Annotated in this window: 16 protein-coding genes; 11 read left to right on the top strand and 5 right to left on the bottom strand. The window is 59.7% G+C overall.

Translation table 11 applies throughout. The features are described from left to right. Window positions 1-9: 9 nt before the first annotated feature. On the bottom strand, window positions 10-1,254 hold the full coding sequence (locus J2X71_RS11570; RefSeq protein WP_310382233.1) for an efflux RND transporter periplasmic adaptor subunit: 1,245 nt from the start codon (window positions 1,252-1,254) through the stop codon (window positions 10-12). Between the two features lie 109 nt (window positions 1,255-1,363). Further along, entirely contained in the window at window positions 1,364-2,410 is a 1,047-nt protein-coding gene (locus J2X71_RS11575; protein WP_310382234.1) for a MipA/OmpV family protein, read from the bottom strand. A 35-nt stretch (window positions 2,411-2,445) separates the two neighbouring features. On the opposite strand from J2X71_RS11575, the gene J2X71_RS11580 reads away from it, so the two are divergent. From J2X71_RS11580 to J2X71_RS11590, 3 genes are all read left to right on the top strand, one after another. Next, entirely contained in the window at window positions 2,446-3,195 is a 750-nt protein-coding gene (locus J2X71_RS11580; RefSeq protein ID WP_310382235.1) for a response regulator transcription factor, read from the top strand. Beyond that, window positions 3,188-4,498, top strand: coding sequence for an ATP-binding protein (locus tag J2X71_RS11585; RefSeq protein ID WP_310382236.1), 1,311 nt, complete (start codon window positions 3,188-3,190; stop codon window positions 4,496-4,498). Before J2X71_RS11580 ends, J2X71_RS11585 begins: the two co-directional genes overlap by 8 nt. A gap of 298 nt (window positions 4,499-4,796) precedes the next feature. Further along, entirely contained in the window at window positions 4,797-5,090 is a 294-nt protein-coding gene (locus J2X71_RS11590; RefSeq protein ID WP_310382237.1) for a DUF2934 domain-containing protein, read from the top strand. Between the two features lie 174 nt (window positions 5,091-5,264). On the opposite strand, the gene J2X71_RS11595 is transcribed toward J2X71_RS11590, so the two are convergent. Then, window positions 5,265-5,453, bottom strand: coding sequence for a hypothetical protein (locus tag J2X71_RS11595; protein ID WP_310382238.1), 189 nt, complete (start codon window positions 5,451-5,453; stop codon window positions 5,265-5,267). A 79-nt stretch (window positions 5,454-5,532) separates the two neighbouring features. On the opposite strand from J2X71_RS11595, the gene flgD reads away from it, so the two are divergent. From flgD to J2X71_RS11620, 5 genes are all read left to right on the top strand, one after another. Beyond that, on the top strand, window positions 5,533-5,967 hold the full coding sequence (gene flgD, locus J2X71_RS11600) for a flagellar hook assembly protein FlgD (RefSeq protein WP_310382239.1): 435 nt from the start codon (window positions 5,533-5,535) through the stop codon (window positions 5,965-5,967). Window positions 5,968-6,287: 320 nt separating this feature from the next. Continuing rightward, window positions 6,288-6,869 (top strand): TetR/AcrR family transcriptional regulator, encoded by a 582-nt coding sequence (locus J2X71_RS11605; protein WP_310382240.1) that lies wholly within the window; start codon window positions 6,288-6,290, stop codon window positions 6,867-6,869. 121 nt (window positions 6,870-6,990) lie between these two features. Continuing rightward, window positions 6,991-7,593 carry a hypothetical protein gene (locus tag J2X71_RS11610; protein WP_405049712.1) on the top strand — a complete coding sequence of 201 codons (603 nt, stop codon included), beginning with the start codon at window positions 6,991-6,993 and terminating at the stop codon, window positions 7,591-7,593. A gap of 102 nt (window positions 7,594-7,695) precedes the next feature. Then, entirely contained in the window at window positions 7,696-8,550 is an 855-nt protein-coding gene (locus J2X71_RS11615; protein WP_310382242.1) for a cytochrome b/b6 domain-containing protein, read from the top strand. Then, a complete protein-coding gene (locus tag J2X71_RS11620) occupies window positions 8,547-9,326 on the top strand; it encodes a molybdopterin-binding protein (protein WP_310382243.1) in 780 nt (259 codons plus the stop codon). The genes J2X71_RS11615 and J2X71_RS11620 overlap by 4 nt, the downstream gene beginning before the upstream one ends. An 82-nt stretch (window positions 9,327-9,408) precedes the next feature. On the opposite strand, the gene J2X71_RS11625 is transcribed toward J2X71_RS11620, so the two are convergent. Beyond that, the gene (locus tag J2X71_RS11625; protein ID WP_310382244.1) at window positions 9,409-10,437 is read right to left on the bottom strand and encodes a zinc transporter ZntB; all 1,029 of its coding nucleotides are present in this window, start codon (window positions 10,435-10,437) and stop codon (window positions 9,409-9,411) included. Between the two features lie 209 nt (window positions 10,438-10,646). Beyond that, entirely contained in the window at window positions 10,647-11,522 is an 876-nt protein-coding gene (locus J2X71_RS11630) for an AraC family transcriptional regulator (protein ID WP_310382245.1), read from the bottom strand. Window positions 11,523-11,736: 214 nt separating this feature from the next. Between J2X71_RS11630 and J2X71_RS11635 the strand changes: the two genes are divergently transcribed. The 3 genes from J2X71_RS11635 to J2X71_RS11645 all read left to right on the top strand — a co-directional run bounded on the left by J2X71_RS11635 (window position 11,737) and on the right by J2X71_RS11645 (window position 16,646). Beyond that, complete coding sequence (locus J2X71_RS11635) at window positions 11,737-13,203, top strand: alpha-glucosidase/alpha-galactosidase (protein WP_310382246.1); 1,467 nt, start codon at window positions 11,737-11,739, stop codon at window positions 13,201-13,203. A gap of 125 nt (window positions 13,204-13,328) precedes the next feature. Continuing rightward, window positions 13,329-15,416 (top strand): ABC transporter substrate-binding protein, encoded by a 2,088-nt coding sequence (locus J2X71_RS11640; RefSeq protein ID WP_310382247.1) that lies wholly within the window; start codon window positions 13,329-13,331, stop codon window positions 15,414-15,416. 222 nt (window positions 15,417-15,638) lie between these two features. Further along, window positions 15,639-16,646 carry an ABC transporter permease gene (locus tag J2X71_RS11645; RefSeq protein WP_310382248.1) on the top strand — a complete coding sequence of 336 codons (1,008 nt, stop codon included), beginning with the start codon at window positions 15,639-15,641 and terminating at the stop codon, window positions 16,644-16,646.

The following is a 16,646-nucleotide window of genomic DNA, read 5'->3' on the forward strand; positions in this document are numbered from 1 at the left end:
CGGATGACCTCAGTTGCCCTCGAAGACCGGGCTTGCATCGGCTTGCTCCATGACCGGGACCGCCTGGTCACCGGCCTCCATGAAGCCGCCCGACTTCGTCACCACCAGATCGCCTTCGTCGACGCCAGAGCGGATCTGAACGAAACCGGCTTGGCGGAAACCGAGCAAAACCGGCTTCCGCTCGATGCGGTTGTCCCTGAGGATCTTGATCGATGGTTCCTCACCGGAGTTGGCAATCGCCGAAGCGGGCAGGAATATGCCTTTGCTGCTGCCGATCTCGATGCGCGCCGAGGCAAAGGCACCGATCGGGGCCATCAATCCACGGGGGAGGGTGATCCGTGCGCGTCCGAGCCGTGTCCGGTCGGCGAGCGCCGGTGCGACGAAGCGAACGGAGCTTGTCAAACCGTCACCACCGTCGCCGAGAAAAACATGGGCGACGGCGCCGACGGGCACGGCATCGAACTGAGCCTGCGGGATTTCTGCTTCCAGTTCGAACTGGTCGTCATTTGCGATGATGAAGAGCTGCTCGCCGGATGAGGAGGCGGTCGCGCCGACCTTGGCGGACCGGTTGATGATCCGGCCTGCCACCGGCGCGACAATCCTCGTATAGCTCAGTCGCAATTCAATATCCTTGCGCGCCGCAGCGACGGTCTTGACGGCAGCTTCTGCCGATTGGACGGCCTGCCGGCTCGCCCGCACGCTCACCTCCGCGCGGGCGAGCGTCTTTTGTCTCTGCTCAAGCGCTTCCTGTGACATCAATCCCTTGGGAACGAGCTTTTGTGCGCGCGTAAGATCCGCCTCGGCCTCCTCTTTTGAAATCTGGGCATTGTCGAGCGCACTTGAGGCCTGTCCGAGTTGTGCTGCCACGCTCGCCGCCTGCGCATCGTTTTGCTGAAGCTCGACATCGATCCTCGACGTATCCAGTGTCGCAAGCAGCTGTCCGCGGCTGACGAGATCGCCTTCTTCGGCGGCGATAGAGACTATTCGGGCCCCGGAGAGATCGGTGTTGACCAGTGTCGTTTCCCTCGCAACGACCGTGCCGACGACGGACACGCTCTGTTGGAGTACCTGGTTTCTGGCAGCGATAACCGACACTTTCGGCCCCTCCATGTCGGCGGCGAGACCGTGGATTGGGAGCCCGGTGGTCGCAGACAGCAGGAAGATCGATACAAGGCGACCCGTTCTGGCGTTTGGCGACGGGCGGTCGCCCTGTAGCAGGCAGCGCATGCGAGAGAGCGGCGTGAAGGAGGTCATCAATTCATTCCCTGCGCGATTCTTGTTTAATTGCGGGATGTGCAGAGCCGCCGCGTTGGCGACTCTTTTGGTTTTGAACAGCTGGCAATGATGCTTTGGCCGACTGGGATCAGAAACGGTAGCCCAGCATCAGCATGGTTTTCGCCTGAACCTTTTCTTTGACGATTGGGCTGTCTGCAGCGTCTCCGACCAGGAAGCTCACGCCCTGCTCGCCCCTGACCACCCAGTTCTCGTTGATCAGGTAGGTGGCCGAGGCGGAGAGGTCGACGCTCTTGATCCCGGCCCCAGCCTTGTGCTGCGCATGACCGGAGCGGGCCGACTGGGCGGCGTCGACACCGAAATAGGCTTCCATGTAGTTGTCGTCCGCGAAGGTGGCGGAGGCCTCGGCGCCGAGGATGAGATGCTCCGACAGGGGCTGCGAGATTGCCGCGCCGGCGGTTGCGAGCAGGCCCTCGCTTCCGCCGATCGTCTTGTCGACCGAGACGAAGAGACTGGCAGGCCCGAACGTGTAGGTGGCCTTGCCACCGACCGTCACGCCGAAATCGATGTCGCCCATACCGCGCAGCGCGTCGGCATCGTCTTCGTCGCGGCCCGAGTCGTAGCCGACATTGACGTCGAACCGGAAAGCATCCTTCTCGAAGGCCTTTATTTCGATACCGCTTGGATCGATGGTGATCCGGTCGAAGAATTCGGCCGATACGAAGGGGAAGGGAGAGACTTCAAACTCGTCGCTTCCCTCGTATTTCGGTTTGAAGACAGCACCGGCACCGATGACGACGTGCCAATCGTGCAATGCCTGGCGAACCGGGCCGAAACGCTCCGGGTCCGGCGGTGGCGGTTCCTGCGCGGTCTGCCCGTCGCTTGTGAAGTCGGCGGCTTGCGCGGCAAAGGGCGATAGGAACAGCGACGCCACGGCGATGGAAAACAGCCGTGACCGATCGGCGGTCAGTTTTAAAGAGGCAGACATGAATGCTCCGAGGTTAACTTTGCGCGCATCCCCCGAGACCGACCTGGAAGCACGCCACGCCTCAGCAGTGCCATGCGCGGCCGGCACCGCGTGTTGGATGTTGTTAAGAGTTGTTTCTGCCTGGGCGGCCGTTCTGCGCTGTAGAAACATTTCTTCATAATCGCGGGCGAGGACGGCCTCGCCTGCCATGATAAGGGTGAGACGGAAGAACGGAGGTGGCGTGATTGGTTGATGAGCGCGCACGAACGGCCGTCGAGCGGCCGAGGATACTAATCGTCGAGGATGATCGTCAGATCGCCGAAATGCTGCGGGACAGTCTTGTCGAGCAAGGCATGGATGCGGAGGTCGCGGCCGATGGCGCAGCGATGGACGCGAAGATGCGCATGATGCCCTGCGATCTCGTTGTTCTCGATGTCATGCTGCCGGGCGAAGATGGTCTCAGTCTCTGCCGGCGCCTGCGCGCAGGCGGTGGCATCCCGATCCTGATGCTGACGTCCTTGAGCACCGACATCGACCGGATCGTGGGGCTGGAGATCGGCGCGGACGACTATGTCACCAAACCCTTCGTTCTGCGTGAGCTCCTGGCCCGGATCAAAGGCCTCCTGCGCCGGTCGGGCTTGTCTGCGCAGCGGGAGGTAAGGCCCGCACACAGGCTTTTACGTTTCGAGGGCTGGCGGATCGATCCGGCGCGGCGTCAAGTCCACGATCCGGCCCAGGCCAGGATTGCCATGACGACCCATGAATTCGATCTGCTCTTGGCCTTTTGCCGCAACGCCGGCCGGGTTCTGACCCGCGAGCAGCTGCTTGCAGTGACGCATGCCGGCCTTGCCGGTCCGATCGAGCGCAGCATCGACGTGCATATCAGCCGGCTCAGGCAGAAGATCGAGAAGGATCCCCGCGATCCGCTCCTCATCAAGACGGTCCGGCTCGGCGGCTACGTCTTTACCGCGCAGGTGGAAGAGGCCGATGTTTAGACGCCTGCGTCGTGTCACGATGACGATCCGCGGACAGATCACCATCATTATTCTGGTGGCGCTGGTGACCATCATCAGCATGGGCGATGCGGTGGAGCGCTGGGCCAGGGAAGATCTTGCCGCCCCGGATCTCGAAAACATCGCCGAAAAGCTGAACGCCATCGCCGAGCTTCTCGGGCCCGCCTCTCCTGAAGACCGACAGATCATCCTCGCCAACGCACGTCGCGCCGGCTGGGACATCGAACTCACGCCGACGGCGACCGCGAGCCGGTTTGCGCAGTCTTCGAGCCACCAGAGCTTTCTGGACATCGTCGCTGCCCGGTTGTTTCCGCCAGACAACGAACCGCCAATCGGCGGCTGGCAGACCTTTCTCGACGACCGGCGCGTGATCGCCGCACGCGTCGACGACGACTCGATCGTCATCACCGCGGGTTTTCCGGATTCCATGCTGAGCAGCGCGTTCTTGGGACGCGGCCCCTATTTCTTCGTCGCCTTTTTCGTATTGATCGTCTTTTTTTTCATGTTCGCGATCAGGGCGATCACGGAACCCATACAGCGCATCGCCCAAGCGGCGGCGGTTTCCGACATCACCACGGGTTCTCCGGTCTTCGAGGAGAGGGGAACGGTCGAGATCGTTGCATTGGCCCGGGCATTGAACGGCATGCGCCGGCGGATCCGTCTGATGATCGAAGCCCGCACCCGCATGCTGCGCGGCATCGGCCATGATCTGCGCACACCGCTGACGCGGCTGAAGCTGCGCGTGGAGCGGATGGGGGAGAGCGGTCAGAAGGACGCCCTGCTCTCCGACATCGATCGGATCGCAAGCTTGCTCGTCGAGAGCCTGAACTATCTTCGAAACGACTATGCGACCGAGACGATCGAGCTCGTCGACGTCGCAAGCATCCTGCAGACGGTCTGCAGCGAATTTGCCGATATCGGCCACGCCGTCCGATACACCGGGCCGAACCGGCTTCTTGCCAGATGCCGGCCGCTTTCCATCACGCGCGCGGTCACCAATCTTTGCGATAACGCCGTTAAATTTGGAGACAAGGTCGACGTGACGATGGCCGAGCGACTGGAGACCGTATTGATCACTGTCGAAGATGACGGCCCAGGCATTCCGCAGGAGCTTCGAGAGCGGGTACTCGAGCCTTTCTTCAAGTCGGACCAGTCTCGCGCTGGAGGCGGTTTCGGCCTCGGTCTGTCGATCGTCGCAGACATCATTCACTCCCACCAAGGCACATTGGAACTGCGGCAGCGCAACCCGCGCGGTCTCAGCGTTGTCGTGGCAATACCGAAATGAAGGGCGAGCGGTAATCTTCTATCGAAGGTTCTTCAAATCTCCACCACGGCGTGAAAGCAATCGCTGCCGCTCTTCCGGGCGACCCTGTTGCCGCGCGTATCATTATGAGCCCTTGGCCGGCGATGGCCGATCTTTTTCGTAAGCATTCCGTACAAACGCCACAACGGGAACTGGTCTTCGAAAGACGTGCTGGCAGCAGTTTCACTCGGTGGCGTCGGGAAATGCGCACGCAGCCATTGTCCTTCGGGCGCGATGCGCCATCTGATTGTTCCTGGCAACAGCTTCACAGGAGAGACAGATGGCATCGAACGAGGGTCGCATCAGACAACGTGCTTACGAAATCTGGGAACAGGAAGGTCGGCCACACGGCGAGGATCTGAAGCATTGGCTGCTGGCGTTTCAGGAAATCGCCGCGAGTGTTGAGACGGACGGTCAGTCTGCCAAGAAGCCTCGCTCCAGAAAAGCCACGACGGCTGACACTCCGGCGAAGCCGAAAGGCGCAACGAAGGCTAAGGGCGGTGCCCAGAGCGTTCCGACGACAACCCCGCCTCCAAAGCCGACCAAGGCATCCCGGAGCGTCACCAGGCACTGATCCGATCTGGCCGATATCATGCGCCGATCTGGAGTGCGTACAACGCGTTTGTACAGATCGTTTCCGATAAGCGGCACTTGTCGGAAGTCGTGAACTCAGGTCCCGAAATGCGGTTGCCGACCACCGTGTATAAGTGAATTCGCCAGGAAACCTGAGCTCTTCCACATGTGGCTGTCAGCCATTCGACAGCGGCAGGAACGCGGAGCATCCGGCCGCGATAATCGGCATTGACAGAAAACCTACTAGAAGGTAGGTGATGGCGCGCTTCACAAAATCTGGCGCGTCATCCCCATCATCGGCGCGTCGTTCGTTTGCGCGAAGGAACTGAGCCAACACTGCCTTCACGCCGAAGACGTGCTTCATTATCTACCGACTAGTAGGCAGATGTGCCCAAGCTTTGCAGAGTGGACTTCCAACTTAACCCAAACAACCGAGATCGACTATGACGACAAATTCTCTCACAGGCCTCGGCTCCTCCATGGCGGGTAGCCCAGCTACCGCGCAGCAGAAGGCGATGGTGAACTATGACGACTTCTTGCAACTTCTCATCGCGCAACTGAAAAACCAGGATCCGACCGACCCCGTGGATGCCAGTGAACAACTGGCGCAGCTCGCCAGCTTCTCGCAGGTCGAACAGACGATCCAGACGAATCAGAAACTGGATGCCCTGCTGACAGGCTCCAATCTCGCCCAGGCCAGCAGCTACATCGGCAGCTACATCGAAAGCGCAGACGGTACGGTCAAAGGTACGATTGCTTCCGTCAAAATCTATAGCGACGGGATCATAGCCACAACGACGGAGGGCGGAAAGATTCTCGTCCAGCCGGGTGTCAGCCTCTCGCAGCCAAGCGGCAGTAGCGCTGCAGCCATCGAATGATCCTGACCGTCATCGAGGTTCTTTGCACCCCGGGGGAAGAATATGTCGGGCAAGCCTTTGCGGGAGTGCCCGATAGATCTGCGAAGTTAATCGTTGAACGGTTGCCTCCGGTAAAGACATGGGGGCCTTTCTCATCGGGCGCCTCCTCCTCGAGCAGATAGCCAAGGTTACGGGAGATCACCCGGCCAGCCATGCTTGTTGCCGTGATCGATGCGGCCACAGCGGCTCTCTGCCGCCGTTCATCAGTTTTGGGGCACCTTCCGAAATTAGAATAGAATGCACGGTTGACGATCTTCCTACTAGAAGGTAGACAAGGGCGTATGAGCGGTCTTTCGAATACCTATGACGAGATCCTGAACAGTGCGGAAAAGCTGATCGTATCAGGCGGCTACAACGGGTTCAGCTATGCCGACATCGCTGCCGTTGTTGGCATCCGTAAGGCCAGCATCCATCATCATTTTCCAAGCAAGGTCGATCTGGTGCGTGCTCTCGTTGCCCGCTACCGCGTAAACGCCGAGACTGGCTTGGCCGAGGTCGAAAACAAGTTTAGCGATCCGCTCGAACTGCTGAAGACCTATGCAGGTTTTTGGGCCCAATGCATCGAGGATGCAAGCCGTCCCTTTTGTGTCTGCGCGCTTCTTGCAAGCGAGCTGCCGGCCCTTCCTTTGGAGGTCGCGGTCGAAGTGCGTGCCTATTTCCACCATCTCTCAGGATGGCTGACATCGGTCATCGAGCGTGGTGATCAGCAAGGAGCCCTGGTGATCTCTTGCCCGGCGCGCGTAGAGGCAGAGGCTTTCATGGCCACTGTTCATGGCGCAATGCTGTCGGCCCGAGCCTATGGAACGCCTGCTATCTTTGAGCTGATTCTTGAGCCAAGTCTTCAACGGCTGCGGCCGCGGTGATCTAATTCCCGGCGACGGGGCGGCGCGTCGATGGGAAAAATGCATGGTAAAACAGCGTCGTCGAAACTCCCAACTAGTAGGTAAGGAACCTCAAATGTTGCGCAGACTTCTTCCAGTCATCATGGTCGCTGGCTTGGCTGGCGTTCCAGTAACGCTTGTTTCGCCGGCGTCTGCCCAGGCAGAAGAAAAAAAGGCCGTACTCAACATCCGGGGCAGTGTTGTCAACCTCGCCGGTTCTACCCTGAAGGTGAAGACGCGCGAGGGAGAAACCGTTGACGTCGCTCTTGCCGACGACTGGCAGGTCGCCAGTGTCGCCAACGCGAAGGTCTCCGATATTAAGCCCGGAGACTATGTGGGCATCGCCTCCCTGCCGAAGGAGCAGGGTGGAGACGGCGCTCTTGAAGTTCTGATCTTTCCACCTGCACTCAGGGGAGCCGGCGAGGGAAGCTTCGGCTGGGACCTCAAGCCGAACAGCAGCATGACCAATGCCACTGTCGCCGATGCGGTCAAGGACGTCGACGGGCGGACCGTTACCGTGTCCTACCACGGCAAGGAAAAGAAGATCTCCATTCCGGACGGTACGCCGGTCGTGACCATCGCCCCGGCAACCAAGGAGGACCTGGTCGCAGGAGCGGTCGTGTTCATCCCGGCCGAGAAGGCTTCGAGCGGGACAGTCGCGCATCGCGTTATCGTTGGCAAGAATGGCGTGGTGCCCCCTATGTGAGCCACGTCGCCGCCGGTCAGCTTCCGCCCATTGGCCGACCGGCGGCATCCAGCTGTTCATCGCAAAACCCCAACAATTCAGCCCGACCGGAGGGCAGCATCCATGAGCGACAGTCCCGACATCGACAATATGCAATATCCCCGGACCCTGATGATCCATCGTCATTCCCTGGTCACGCGGCTGACGCATTGGCTGAACGTGATCTGCGTGAGCGTCCTGCTCTTGAGCGGATTGCAGATTTTCAACGCTCATCCCGAACTTTACTGGGGGCACTATGGTGCAGACGGGGATCCATCTGTCCTGACGATCGGCTCGAGCGGACAGGGCGAGGATATGCGCGGTTTCGTCCGGATCGCAGGTGTCGAGGTGCCGACGACCGGTGTCCTGGGCGTCTCGACCTTTGAGGGAGATCCGACGCCGCGGGCGTTTCCGGTCTGGGTGACCATCCCGTCGTTTCAGGATCTCGCAACCGGCCGCCGTTGGCATTTCTTCTTTGCCTGGCTATTTCTCGTCAACGGCATTTTTTATCTCAGCTTCGGCGTGCTGACCGGCCATTTTCGACGTGACCTGGCCCCAGCGCGCAGGGACCTTTCCCCGCGTCATCTGTGGCACGAAATCCTCGACCACGCGCGTCTGCGTTTCCCGGAAGGGGAACAAGCAAAGCACTATAACGTGCTCCAAAAGCTCACCTATCTCGCTGTGATCGTCATCCTGCTGCCGACGATGTTGCTGACCGGCCTGACAATGTCCCCCGGCTTCGATGCCATCGTGCCGAGCCTGGTGGATATTTTCGGTGGGCGCCAGTCGGCGCGCACGATCCACTTCATGACCGCAACGCTTCTCGTTCTCTTCGTGCTCGTGCATGTGGCGATGGTCGTGCTGTCGGGAACCTGGAACAACATGCGCTCGATGATCACGGGTCGCTATGCCATCAGAGAGAAAGGTCCGCATTCATGACGCGTAGCTTCCTTACCCGCAGGCGTTTTCTGATCGGCAGCACGCTCGGCGCCTCTGCACTTACGCTCTCGGGCTGCGACATACTGGAACAGAATACGGCTGTGAGTAGCGTTATCCGCTCGGCTGAAAATCTGACGATGAAGGCGCAAAGGCTGCTGCAGGGGCGCGATGCTCTCGCCCGCGAATTTGCCGAGACGGATATTTCTCCGTCTTTCAGGGTGAACGGCACGAGCGCGCCGGATGGTGAGGACTATGCCGAACTCGTCGAAGGCAAATTCGCAAACTGGCGATTGAAGATCGACGGCCTCGTCGATCGGCCCCAGGAATTCTCTCTCATTGACCTCAAGAGGCTTCCGGCCCGCACTCAGATCACCCGTCACGACTGTGTCGAGGGTTGGAGCGCGATCGGGAAATGGACGGGCGTACCGCTTGGGGCTGTCTTAAGCTCGGCAGGACTGAGGCCCAACGCGCGATTTGCTGTCTTTCACTGCGCCGACGAGTTGGAGAAGACACTCGATGGAAGTGGCCGCTACTATGAGAGCATCGACCTCATCGATGCGTTCCATCCGCAGACCATCCTTGCCTATGAAATGAACGGGAAGGATCTGTCCGTCGGACATGGCGCGCCCCTGCGTCTGCGAGTCGAACGGCAACTCGGCTACAAGCAGGCCAAATACATCATGCGCATTGAGATCGTCGACAGCTTTGCCGGTCTGTGGGGCGGCAATGGCGGTTTCTGGGAAGACCGCGGCTATGAGTGGTACGCAGGGATTTGAGCGATCCATTACGCTCATACGATGATCGCCTTGTGTTGAAGCCGTCCGGAAGGGCGGACGTTGGATCTTTGCCTTCAGCCACTCAAAGCCAGTTGATCCGCTTGAGGACCATCAGCGTTGCGGCGGAAGTGATCGCGACGAAGGCAACGATGATGATGAAAGCCCAGGTGTCGTTGACGCCAGGGATACCGCCAACATTCATTCCGAAAAGGCCGGCCACCACGCTTGGCGGTAGCAGCAGAGCGGCGAGCGCGGCGAGACGATTGGAATTGCGGGCAATGCGCTCACTGATGACCGTGGACAGATCGTCATGAAGAATGCCGGTACGGTCACGGATGGCGTCGAGATACTCGATGAAGCGCATCAGCTTGTCGATGACCTCGCGGAAACGCAGCTTATCACGCTCCTTCAGCCACGGCGCGTCGTCATGTTCGATACGGTTCAAGGCGTCGCGCTGAGGGGCAAGGTAGCGGCGAAGCTGAACGGAGCGGCGGCGAAGCTGTTTCAGCCGCTCGCGTACTTCGCTCGCTTCGCCGTGAAAGATCAATTCATCCAACTCGTCGACCTCTTCGTCCATCGTGTCGAGCACCGGCTCGAGGTCGCGGACCAGCTTTTCGCTGACGAGAGCAAGAAGTTCGCCCGTCTGTTTTGGGCCTTTGCCTTTGTCCAGGGCAAGGCGAATATCGCGCAAGGCAGTTATATAGTGGCCGCTGTCGCGCAGGGTCACCAGCCTGCGTTCGTCGGCCCATATATGAAGGGGAACGAGATCGATTTCGGCGGGCCCGGCTTTCGCTTCTTCCGGCGGCGCAGCACAGACGCCGCGAAGAATGATCATGAGTCCGTCATCGATATTTTCGACGCGCGGGCGTGACTCCTCCTGCAGCAAGGCGTCGGCGACCAGCGGATCGAAGCCGCCTCTCGTCGTGACCCATTCGGCAGCGGCCGGATGATCCCGCTCGAAATGCAACCAGACGACGCCGTCATCCGGCGTCCACCGACGCACTGCTTCCATATCAAGGGTGCGACAGCCGCCGTTGCCGTCAAGAAGCACGGCAAAACGCAAACCCGGCTCGGCGCCGTAACTTGCAACGCTCACGACCTGCTCGTGCATGAGTAACCTCCAGCTGCCAAAGCCCACCTCCCGTAAGCGCAGAGCAACAGCTTAGCGAGTTGCTGCCGGGCGGCAAGACGGTCCAGTGTCTTGAGAACAAGCTGCCGGCATCACAAAATTTCGGGCCGGTCGGATCGGTGCGATCTCTTCCGTGACCGGTCATGGTGACTGGGTCTGTCGCCGGATACATTCTATCTTCAACCGATCTCTTACCGGCCGCGGCTGATGCTCGCATACATGCCGGTCGTGCGAAATTCGGTCGGCGTGATGCCGTAGACGCGCCGGAAGACCTTGGCGAAATAGTTTGCATCCTCGAAGCCGCACATGATTGAGACTTCCTTGACCGGCAGGAAATCCGCCTTGGTCAACAATTTTGCGGCGCGCTGCAGGCGCTGCTGCAGGACATATTCGGCGGGCGGCACGCCTTCGCTTTCGGCAAAGCTGCGCGAGAAATGGGCGCGGCTGAGGCCCACGATCGCTGCAAGCTCGCTGACCGGCAGCGGTTTTTCCAGATTGGCGTTGATATGGTCTGTCACCGGTTGCATGGCGCTTTGTTCGGCCATGGAGGCGGAAGCACCGAAGATGTCATCATAGAGCGCCATGGCGGCTTCATAGGCGACCGCCGAGGCTGACCCTGGCGTGTTTGCACCTTTGACGAGGCGCAGGCTGCAGTCCGCCAGATGATCGATGGTCGATTGCTGTAGCTTAAAGACCGGGCCCGCCAGGGCCAGCACCATTTTGTGGATGCGCAGCGTTTCTTCGCCGTTCATTGAGATCCAGAAATATTCCCAGCGCTCGCCCTTTTCCAGCCAGTAGCGGTGATTGTGCGGCACGAGCACCATCATCGTGTCTCCGCTCTGGAGCTTGTAGTTGCGATTCTGGTAGCGCAGGCGGCCGGTGCCGCTGATCGTATGCTGCATCACCGTGAACGGCGTCAGGCCGCGCTTTCTGCCATCCCAATCATAGGTCTCGTTTTCACGCACCTCGTAACCGGCGCTTGTCGGCATCGCATGCAGGCGCTGGCGTCCGCGCGGCAGCGAAACGGTTCTCATCGACTGGCCGTTGGCGATCAAATCCTGCAGCACAAAATTACCCTCGAAAGCATAATCCTTCTCTGGCCGCTCCTGCGAATATGCGCATAATCCTTTTCCACAAGAGGAAGAGATCGCGGTCGAAAGAACGGCCGGGAGGAATACAGGTACCATTTTCCGGTATTTTCAGACGGTATGCGCAAGCACGCCGCCTGGCCCTCCTTAGCTGTCTTTCTACCTAGCATTTGATCGGATCGAGGTGAAGGATATGAGTTTCAAAATCGCTATTATCGGAGCAGGCAGCGTCGGCTTCACCAAAAAGCTGTTCACGGACATTCTCTGTGTGCCGGAATTCAAGGACATTGAATTCGCGCTGACCGACCTCAGCGAACATAACCTCCAGATGATCAAGGCAATTCTCGACAAGATCGTCGAGGCAAACAAGCTGCCGACGAAGGTGACGGCGACGACAGATCGTCGCAAGGCGCTGGAAGGCGCGCGTTATGTCATCAGCTGCGTACGTGTCGGCGGCCTAGAAGCCTATGCCGATGATATCAGAATTCCCCTGAAATACGGCATCGACCAGTGTGTCGGCGATACGATCTGCGCCGGCGGCATTCTCTACGGCCAGCGCAACATCCCCGTCATTCTCGACTTCTGCAAGGATATCCGTGAGGTCGCTGCACCGGGTGCGAAGTTCCTGAACTATGCCAACCCGATGGCGATGAACACCTGGGCGGCTATCGAATATGGAAAGGTCGATACGGTCGGCCTCTGCCACGGGGTCCAGCATGGCGCCGAACAGATTGCCGAAGTGCTCGGCGCCAAGTCGCAGAGCGAACTCGACTACATCTGCTCGGGCATCAATCATCAAACCTGGTTCGTCGATCTGCGTCTCAACGGCCGCAAGATCGGCAAGGACGAACTGATCGCCGCCTTCGAGGCCCATCCCGTCTATTCGCAACAAGAGAAGCTGCGCATCGACGTGCTGAAACGTTTCGGCGTCTATTCGACCGAGAGCAACGGCCATCTCTCCGAATACCTGCCCTGGTACCGCAAGCGGCCGGAGGAAATTACCCGCTGGATCGACATGTCCGACTGGATCCACGGCGAAACTGGCGGCTATCTGCGTCACTCGACCGAGACCCGCAACTGGTTCGAGACCGAATTCCCGCAATTCCTCGCTTCGGCCGAAAAGCCGATCGATCCGGCCAAGCGCTCCAACGAGCACGCGAGCCACATTCTCGAGGCGCTGGAAACCGGTCGCGTCTATCGCGGTCACTTCAACGTCAAGAATACAGGCGTTATCACCAACCTGCCATCCGATGCCATCATCGAGTCGCCCGGCTTCGTCGATCGCTTCGGCATCAACATGGTCTCCGGCATCACCATTCCGGAAGCCTGTGCTGCGACCTGTATCTCGTCGATCAATGTCCAACGCATGTCGGTGCATGCAGCGATTTCCGGCGATATCGATCTCCTGAAGCTCGCCGTGCTGCACGATCCGCTGGTCGGTGCCGTCTCGACGCCGGAAGAGGTCTGGCAGATGGTCGACGAGATGGTCGTTGCCCAGGCCCGCTGGCTGCCGCAATATGCGCATGCCGTGCCAGCCGCCAAGGAGCGGCTCGCCAATTCCAAGGTCAAAACGAGAGAGTGGGAAGGGGCCGCGCGCCGCAATGTCCGCTCAATCGAGGAGCTTCGTGTTGAAAAGGCGGCGCTGAAGCAGGCCGTCTAAAATCAGGATGAGGGAGGCTGCGGCGGCTCTTCGGGAGGAAGGTCGCCCGCACACAAGCTTCCTTCATCGTCGTTTGAGGAGAAGCGGAGACGCGTACAAGCGCTCCGGAACAAGAGGGAGAGACGATGACGAATTTCCGTAAGATCGGCATCCTGGCAGGACTGGCGCTTGGCGTTTCAGTCGCGGCCCTGAATGCCTATGCGTCCGAGCCGATAGTGCCGCCGGCACCGCCGGCTTTCCCGGCGGAAGGCAAGATTAAATATGTATCCCGCGACTCCATCCTGGAGTTCAAGGCGCTGCCGGAATATCACGAGCCGGACTGGGTCACGAAGAATTTCGTCGACAGCGGCAAGCTGCCGGCGGTCAAGGATCGCCTGCCCAAGGAGCCGCTGGTCTTCAAGACCGAAAACATGCCTGACGGTATCGGCGGCTATGGCGACGTGATGCGCCATGTCATCGGCGGTCGGCCGGAAGGCTGGAATTATGGCGCCGGCCAGACGCAGGGCTGGGGTGGCATCGATATCGGCCTCTCCGAATGCCTGACACGCACGGCGCCGCTCTTCCAGGTGGAAGCAAAGGATACCGAGCCGCTGCCGAACCTCGCCAAGGGTTGGGAATGGTCGCAGGACGGTCACAAGCTGACCATGCATCTGATCGAAGGCGCCAAGTGGTCCGACGGCGCGCCCTTCAATGCCGATGACCTCATGTTCTATTGGGAAGACGAAGTCATCGATCCGAACGTTTCGCCACTCGGCGGCGGCGCATCGCCGGAAGCCTTCGGCGAGGGAACGACGCTCACGAAGATCGACGACTACACAGTCGAATGGACCTTCAAGGAAGCCTTCCCGAAGCAGTACCTCTATACGATGGCCTATCCGAACTTCTGCCCGGGTCCGTCGCATATTCTGAAGCCCCAGCACCCGAAATATTCGAAGAACACCTACGATCAGTTCAAGAACGCTTTCCCGCCGGAATACATGAACATGCCGGTCATGGGCGCCTGGGTGCCGGTCGAATACCGGCCTGACGATATCATCGTCATGCGCCGCAACCCCTACTACTGGAAGGTCGACGAGAAGGGCAATCAGCTCCCTTATCTCAACGAGCTGCACTACAAGCTCTCGACCTGGGCCGACCGTGACGTGCAGGCCGTTGCCGGTTCTGCCGACTTCTCGAACCTCGAGCAGCCGGAAAACTTCGTGGCCTCGTTGAAGCGTGCCGCCGAAAAGACCGCTCCGGCGCGTCTCGCCTTCGGCCCGCGCCTCATCGGCTATAATCTTCGCATGAACCTTTCGGCCAACGGCTGGGGTGATCCTGATGCCCGCAGTCAGGCGATCCGCGAACTCGACCGCAACGAGGACTTCCGCAAGGCCGTGACCATGGCGGTTGACCGCAAGGCGATCGGCGACTCCCTCGTCAAGGGACCGTTTACGGCGATCTATGCAGGCGGGCTTTCCTCCGGCACAAGCTTCTATGATCGCAACTCGACCGTCTACTATCCCTTCGATCTAAAGGGCGCCAAGTCGCTGCTCGCCAAGGTCGGTCTGAAGGATACGGATGGCGATGGCTTCGTGAACTTCCCGGCCGGAACAGCTGATGGCAAGAACGTCGAGATCGTGCTCCTCGTCAACAACGACTATACCACCGACAAGAGCCTTGCCGAAGGCGTCGTCGGTCAGATGGAGAAGCTCGGGATCAAGATCATCATCAATGCTCTTGCTGGTCCCAAGCGCGATAGCGCGCATTATGCCGGCCAGTTCGACTGGCTGATCCAGCGCAACACGACCGAGCTCGCCTCCGTCGTGCAGAACACCGAACAGCTTGCCGCTGTCGGCCCACGCACCAGCTGGCACCACCGTGCCGGCAAGGATAATCAGCTCGACCTCCTGCCTTATGAAAAGGAGCTCGCCGACATCGTCAACAAGTTCCGCACGAGCCAGGACAATGACGAACGCGTGGCACTCATGAAGCAGTATCAGAAGACGGCCACCGAACATGTGGATACCGTCGGACTGACGGAATATCCGGGCGCGCTGATCATCAACAAGCGCTTCTCGAACATTCCCGCGGGTACGCCGATCATGATGTTCAACTGGGCCGAGGATTCCGTCATCCGCGAGCGTCTGTGGGTGGCTGCCGACAAGCAGGGCAAGTACGAACTCTTCCCTCAACAGCTTCCCGGCAAGCCTGGAGACAAGGGTCCAATAAACTAAGAGCAATTCCCAGCAAAAGTGCGCAGCGGTTTTGCGTCTGGGATTGCATAAAAACAAAGAGATCGAGCATCTCCATGGCTCGAAGAAAAATGGAGATGTTCGAGGAGCTCCCTCCCGAACGACAAGAGCTTCCGGTCGCGCGTGCTGCGCGCGGCCGGTCAGAATCAACAAGCCGGCCGCGCTGAGACGAGCGACTGGCGGCAAGGAGAAGCGAACCGTCTGATGCTACGATTCCTGCTCATGCGCATCGCCTCGGCGATCCCCGTCCTCTTCATCCTGAGTGTGGTGACCTTTGCCATTATCCAGGCGCCGCCCGGAGACTATGCCGACTATATCCGTTCGCAGTTGATCAATCAGGGCGGAGCTTCCTTCGCCCAGGCGGATGCCCAGGCTCAGGCCTACCGCATCGAACATGGCCTCGATAAGCCGATGGTCGTCCAGTACGTCAACTGGATCACGGGAATCGTGACCAAAGGCGATTTCGGCTACAGCATGTTCTACAACAAGCCGGTTGCTGACGTGGTCGGCGAGCGCCTGCCCCGCACGCTGGCCTTAGCGCTGGTCTGCCACATTTTTGCGTCCATCCTCGGCATCACCTTCGGCATCTGGGCGGCGACCCGCCAATATAGCTGGATCGACAGCCTGCTCTCCGGCATCTCTTTCCTCGGCATGACGGTGCCGCGCTTCCTGATGGCGCTGATCATCGTCTATCTGCTGGTCTTCCAGTTCAACGTCACGGAAATCGGCAGCTTCTTCTCGCCGCAGTATGGCGGGGCGCCGTGGTCCTGGGGCAAATTTATGGATCTCGTCAGCCATGTCTGGCCGGTCGTCGCGATCGCCACTTTCGGCGGGCTCGCCTACAACATGCGCGTCATGCGCGGCAATCTGCTCGACACGCTCAATGCTCAATATGTTGAGACAGCGCGCGCCAAGGGGCTTTCGGGCGGCGCCGTCGTCATGCGTCACGCCGTTCCAAACGCGTTGCATCCGCTCGTCATGTATCAGGGCGTCGTGCTTCCCTACATGCTGACCGGCGAGATCGAAACCGCGATCATCTTCGCCTTGCCGACTGTCGGGCCGGCAATCGTCGGCTCGATGGCGATCGGCGACGTCTATGTCACAGCGACTTTCATGCTGGTGCTGTCGGCCACGCTGATCGTCGGCAACATCATCGCCGACGTGCTGCTTGCCATGCTCGATCCGCGGGTCCGTCAATATGGAGGAGCCTGA

It is taken from the genome of Rhizobium sp. 1399 (assembly GCF_031455475.1).
Taxonomy (GTDB): domain Bacteria; phylum Pseudomonadota; class Alphaproteobacteria; order Rhizobiales; family Rhizobiaceae; genus Rhizobium.

Excerpts from the sequence above, each read along its gene's own strand:
- J2X71_RS11570 (WP_310382233.1), bottom strand. The coding sequence starts at position 1,254 with ATGACCTCCTTCACGCCGCTCTCTCGCATGCGCTGCCTGCTACAGGGC.
- J2X71_RS11575 (WP_310382234.1), bottom strand. The coding sequence starts at position 2,410 with ATGGCAGGCGAGGCCGTCCTCGCCCGCGATTATGAAGAAATGTTTCTA.
- J2X71_RS11585 (WP_310382236.1), top strand. The coding sequence starts at position 3,188 with ATGTTTAGACGCCTGCGTCGTGTCACGATGACGATCCGCGGACAGATC.
- J2X71_RS11590 (WP_310382237.1), top strand. The coding sequence starts at position 4,797 with ATGGCATCGAACGAGGGTCGCATCAGACAACGTGCTTACGAAATCTGG.
- J2X71_RS11595 (WP_310382238.1), bottom strand. The coding sequence starts at position 5,453 with ATGAAGCACGTCTTCGGCGTGAAGGCAGTGTTGGCTCAGTTCCTTCGC.
- flgD (WP_310382239.1), top strand. The coding sequence starts at position 5,533 with ATGACGACAAATTCTCTCACAGGCCTCGGCTCCTCCATGGCGGGTAGC.
- J2X71_RS11605 (WP_310382240.1), top strand. The coding sequence starts at position 6,288 with ATGAGCGGTCTTTCGAATACCTATGACGAGATCCTGAACAGTGCGGAA.
- J2X71_RS11610 (WP_405049712.1), top strand. The coding sequence starts at position 6,991 with ATGGTCGCTGGCTTGGCTGGCGTTCCAGTAACGCTTGTTTCGCCGGCG.
- J2X71_RS11615 (WP_310382242.1), top strand. The coding sequence starts at position 7,696 with ATGAGCGACAGTCCCGACATCGACAATATGCAATATCCCCGGACCCTG.
- J2X71_RS11620 (WP_310382243.1), top strand. The coding sequence starts at position 8,547 with ATGACGCGTAGCTTCCTTACCCGCAGGCGTTTTCTGATCGGCAGCACG.
- J2X71_RS11625 (WP_310382244.1), bottom strand. The coding sequence starts at position 10,437 with ATGCACGAGCAGGTCGTGAGCGTTGCAAGTTACGGCGCCGAGCCGGGT.
- J2X71_RS11635 (WP_310382246.1), top strand. The coding sequence starts at position 11,737 with ATGAGTTTCAAAATCGCTATTATCGGAGCAGGCAGCGTCGGCTTCACC.
- J2X71_RS11640 (WP_310382247.1), top strand. The coding sequence starts at position 13,329 with ATGACGAATTTCCGTAAGATCGGCATCCTGGCAGGACTGGCGCTTGGC.
- J2X71_RS11645 (WP_310382248.1), top strand. The coding sequence starts at position 15,639 with ATGCTACGATTCCTGCTCATGCGCATCGCCTCGGCGATCCCCGTCCTC.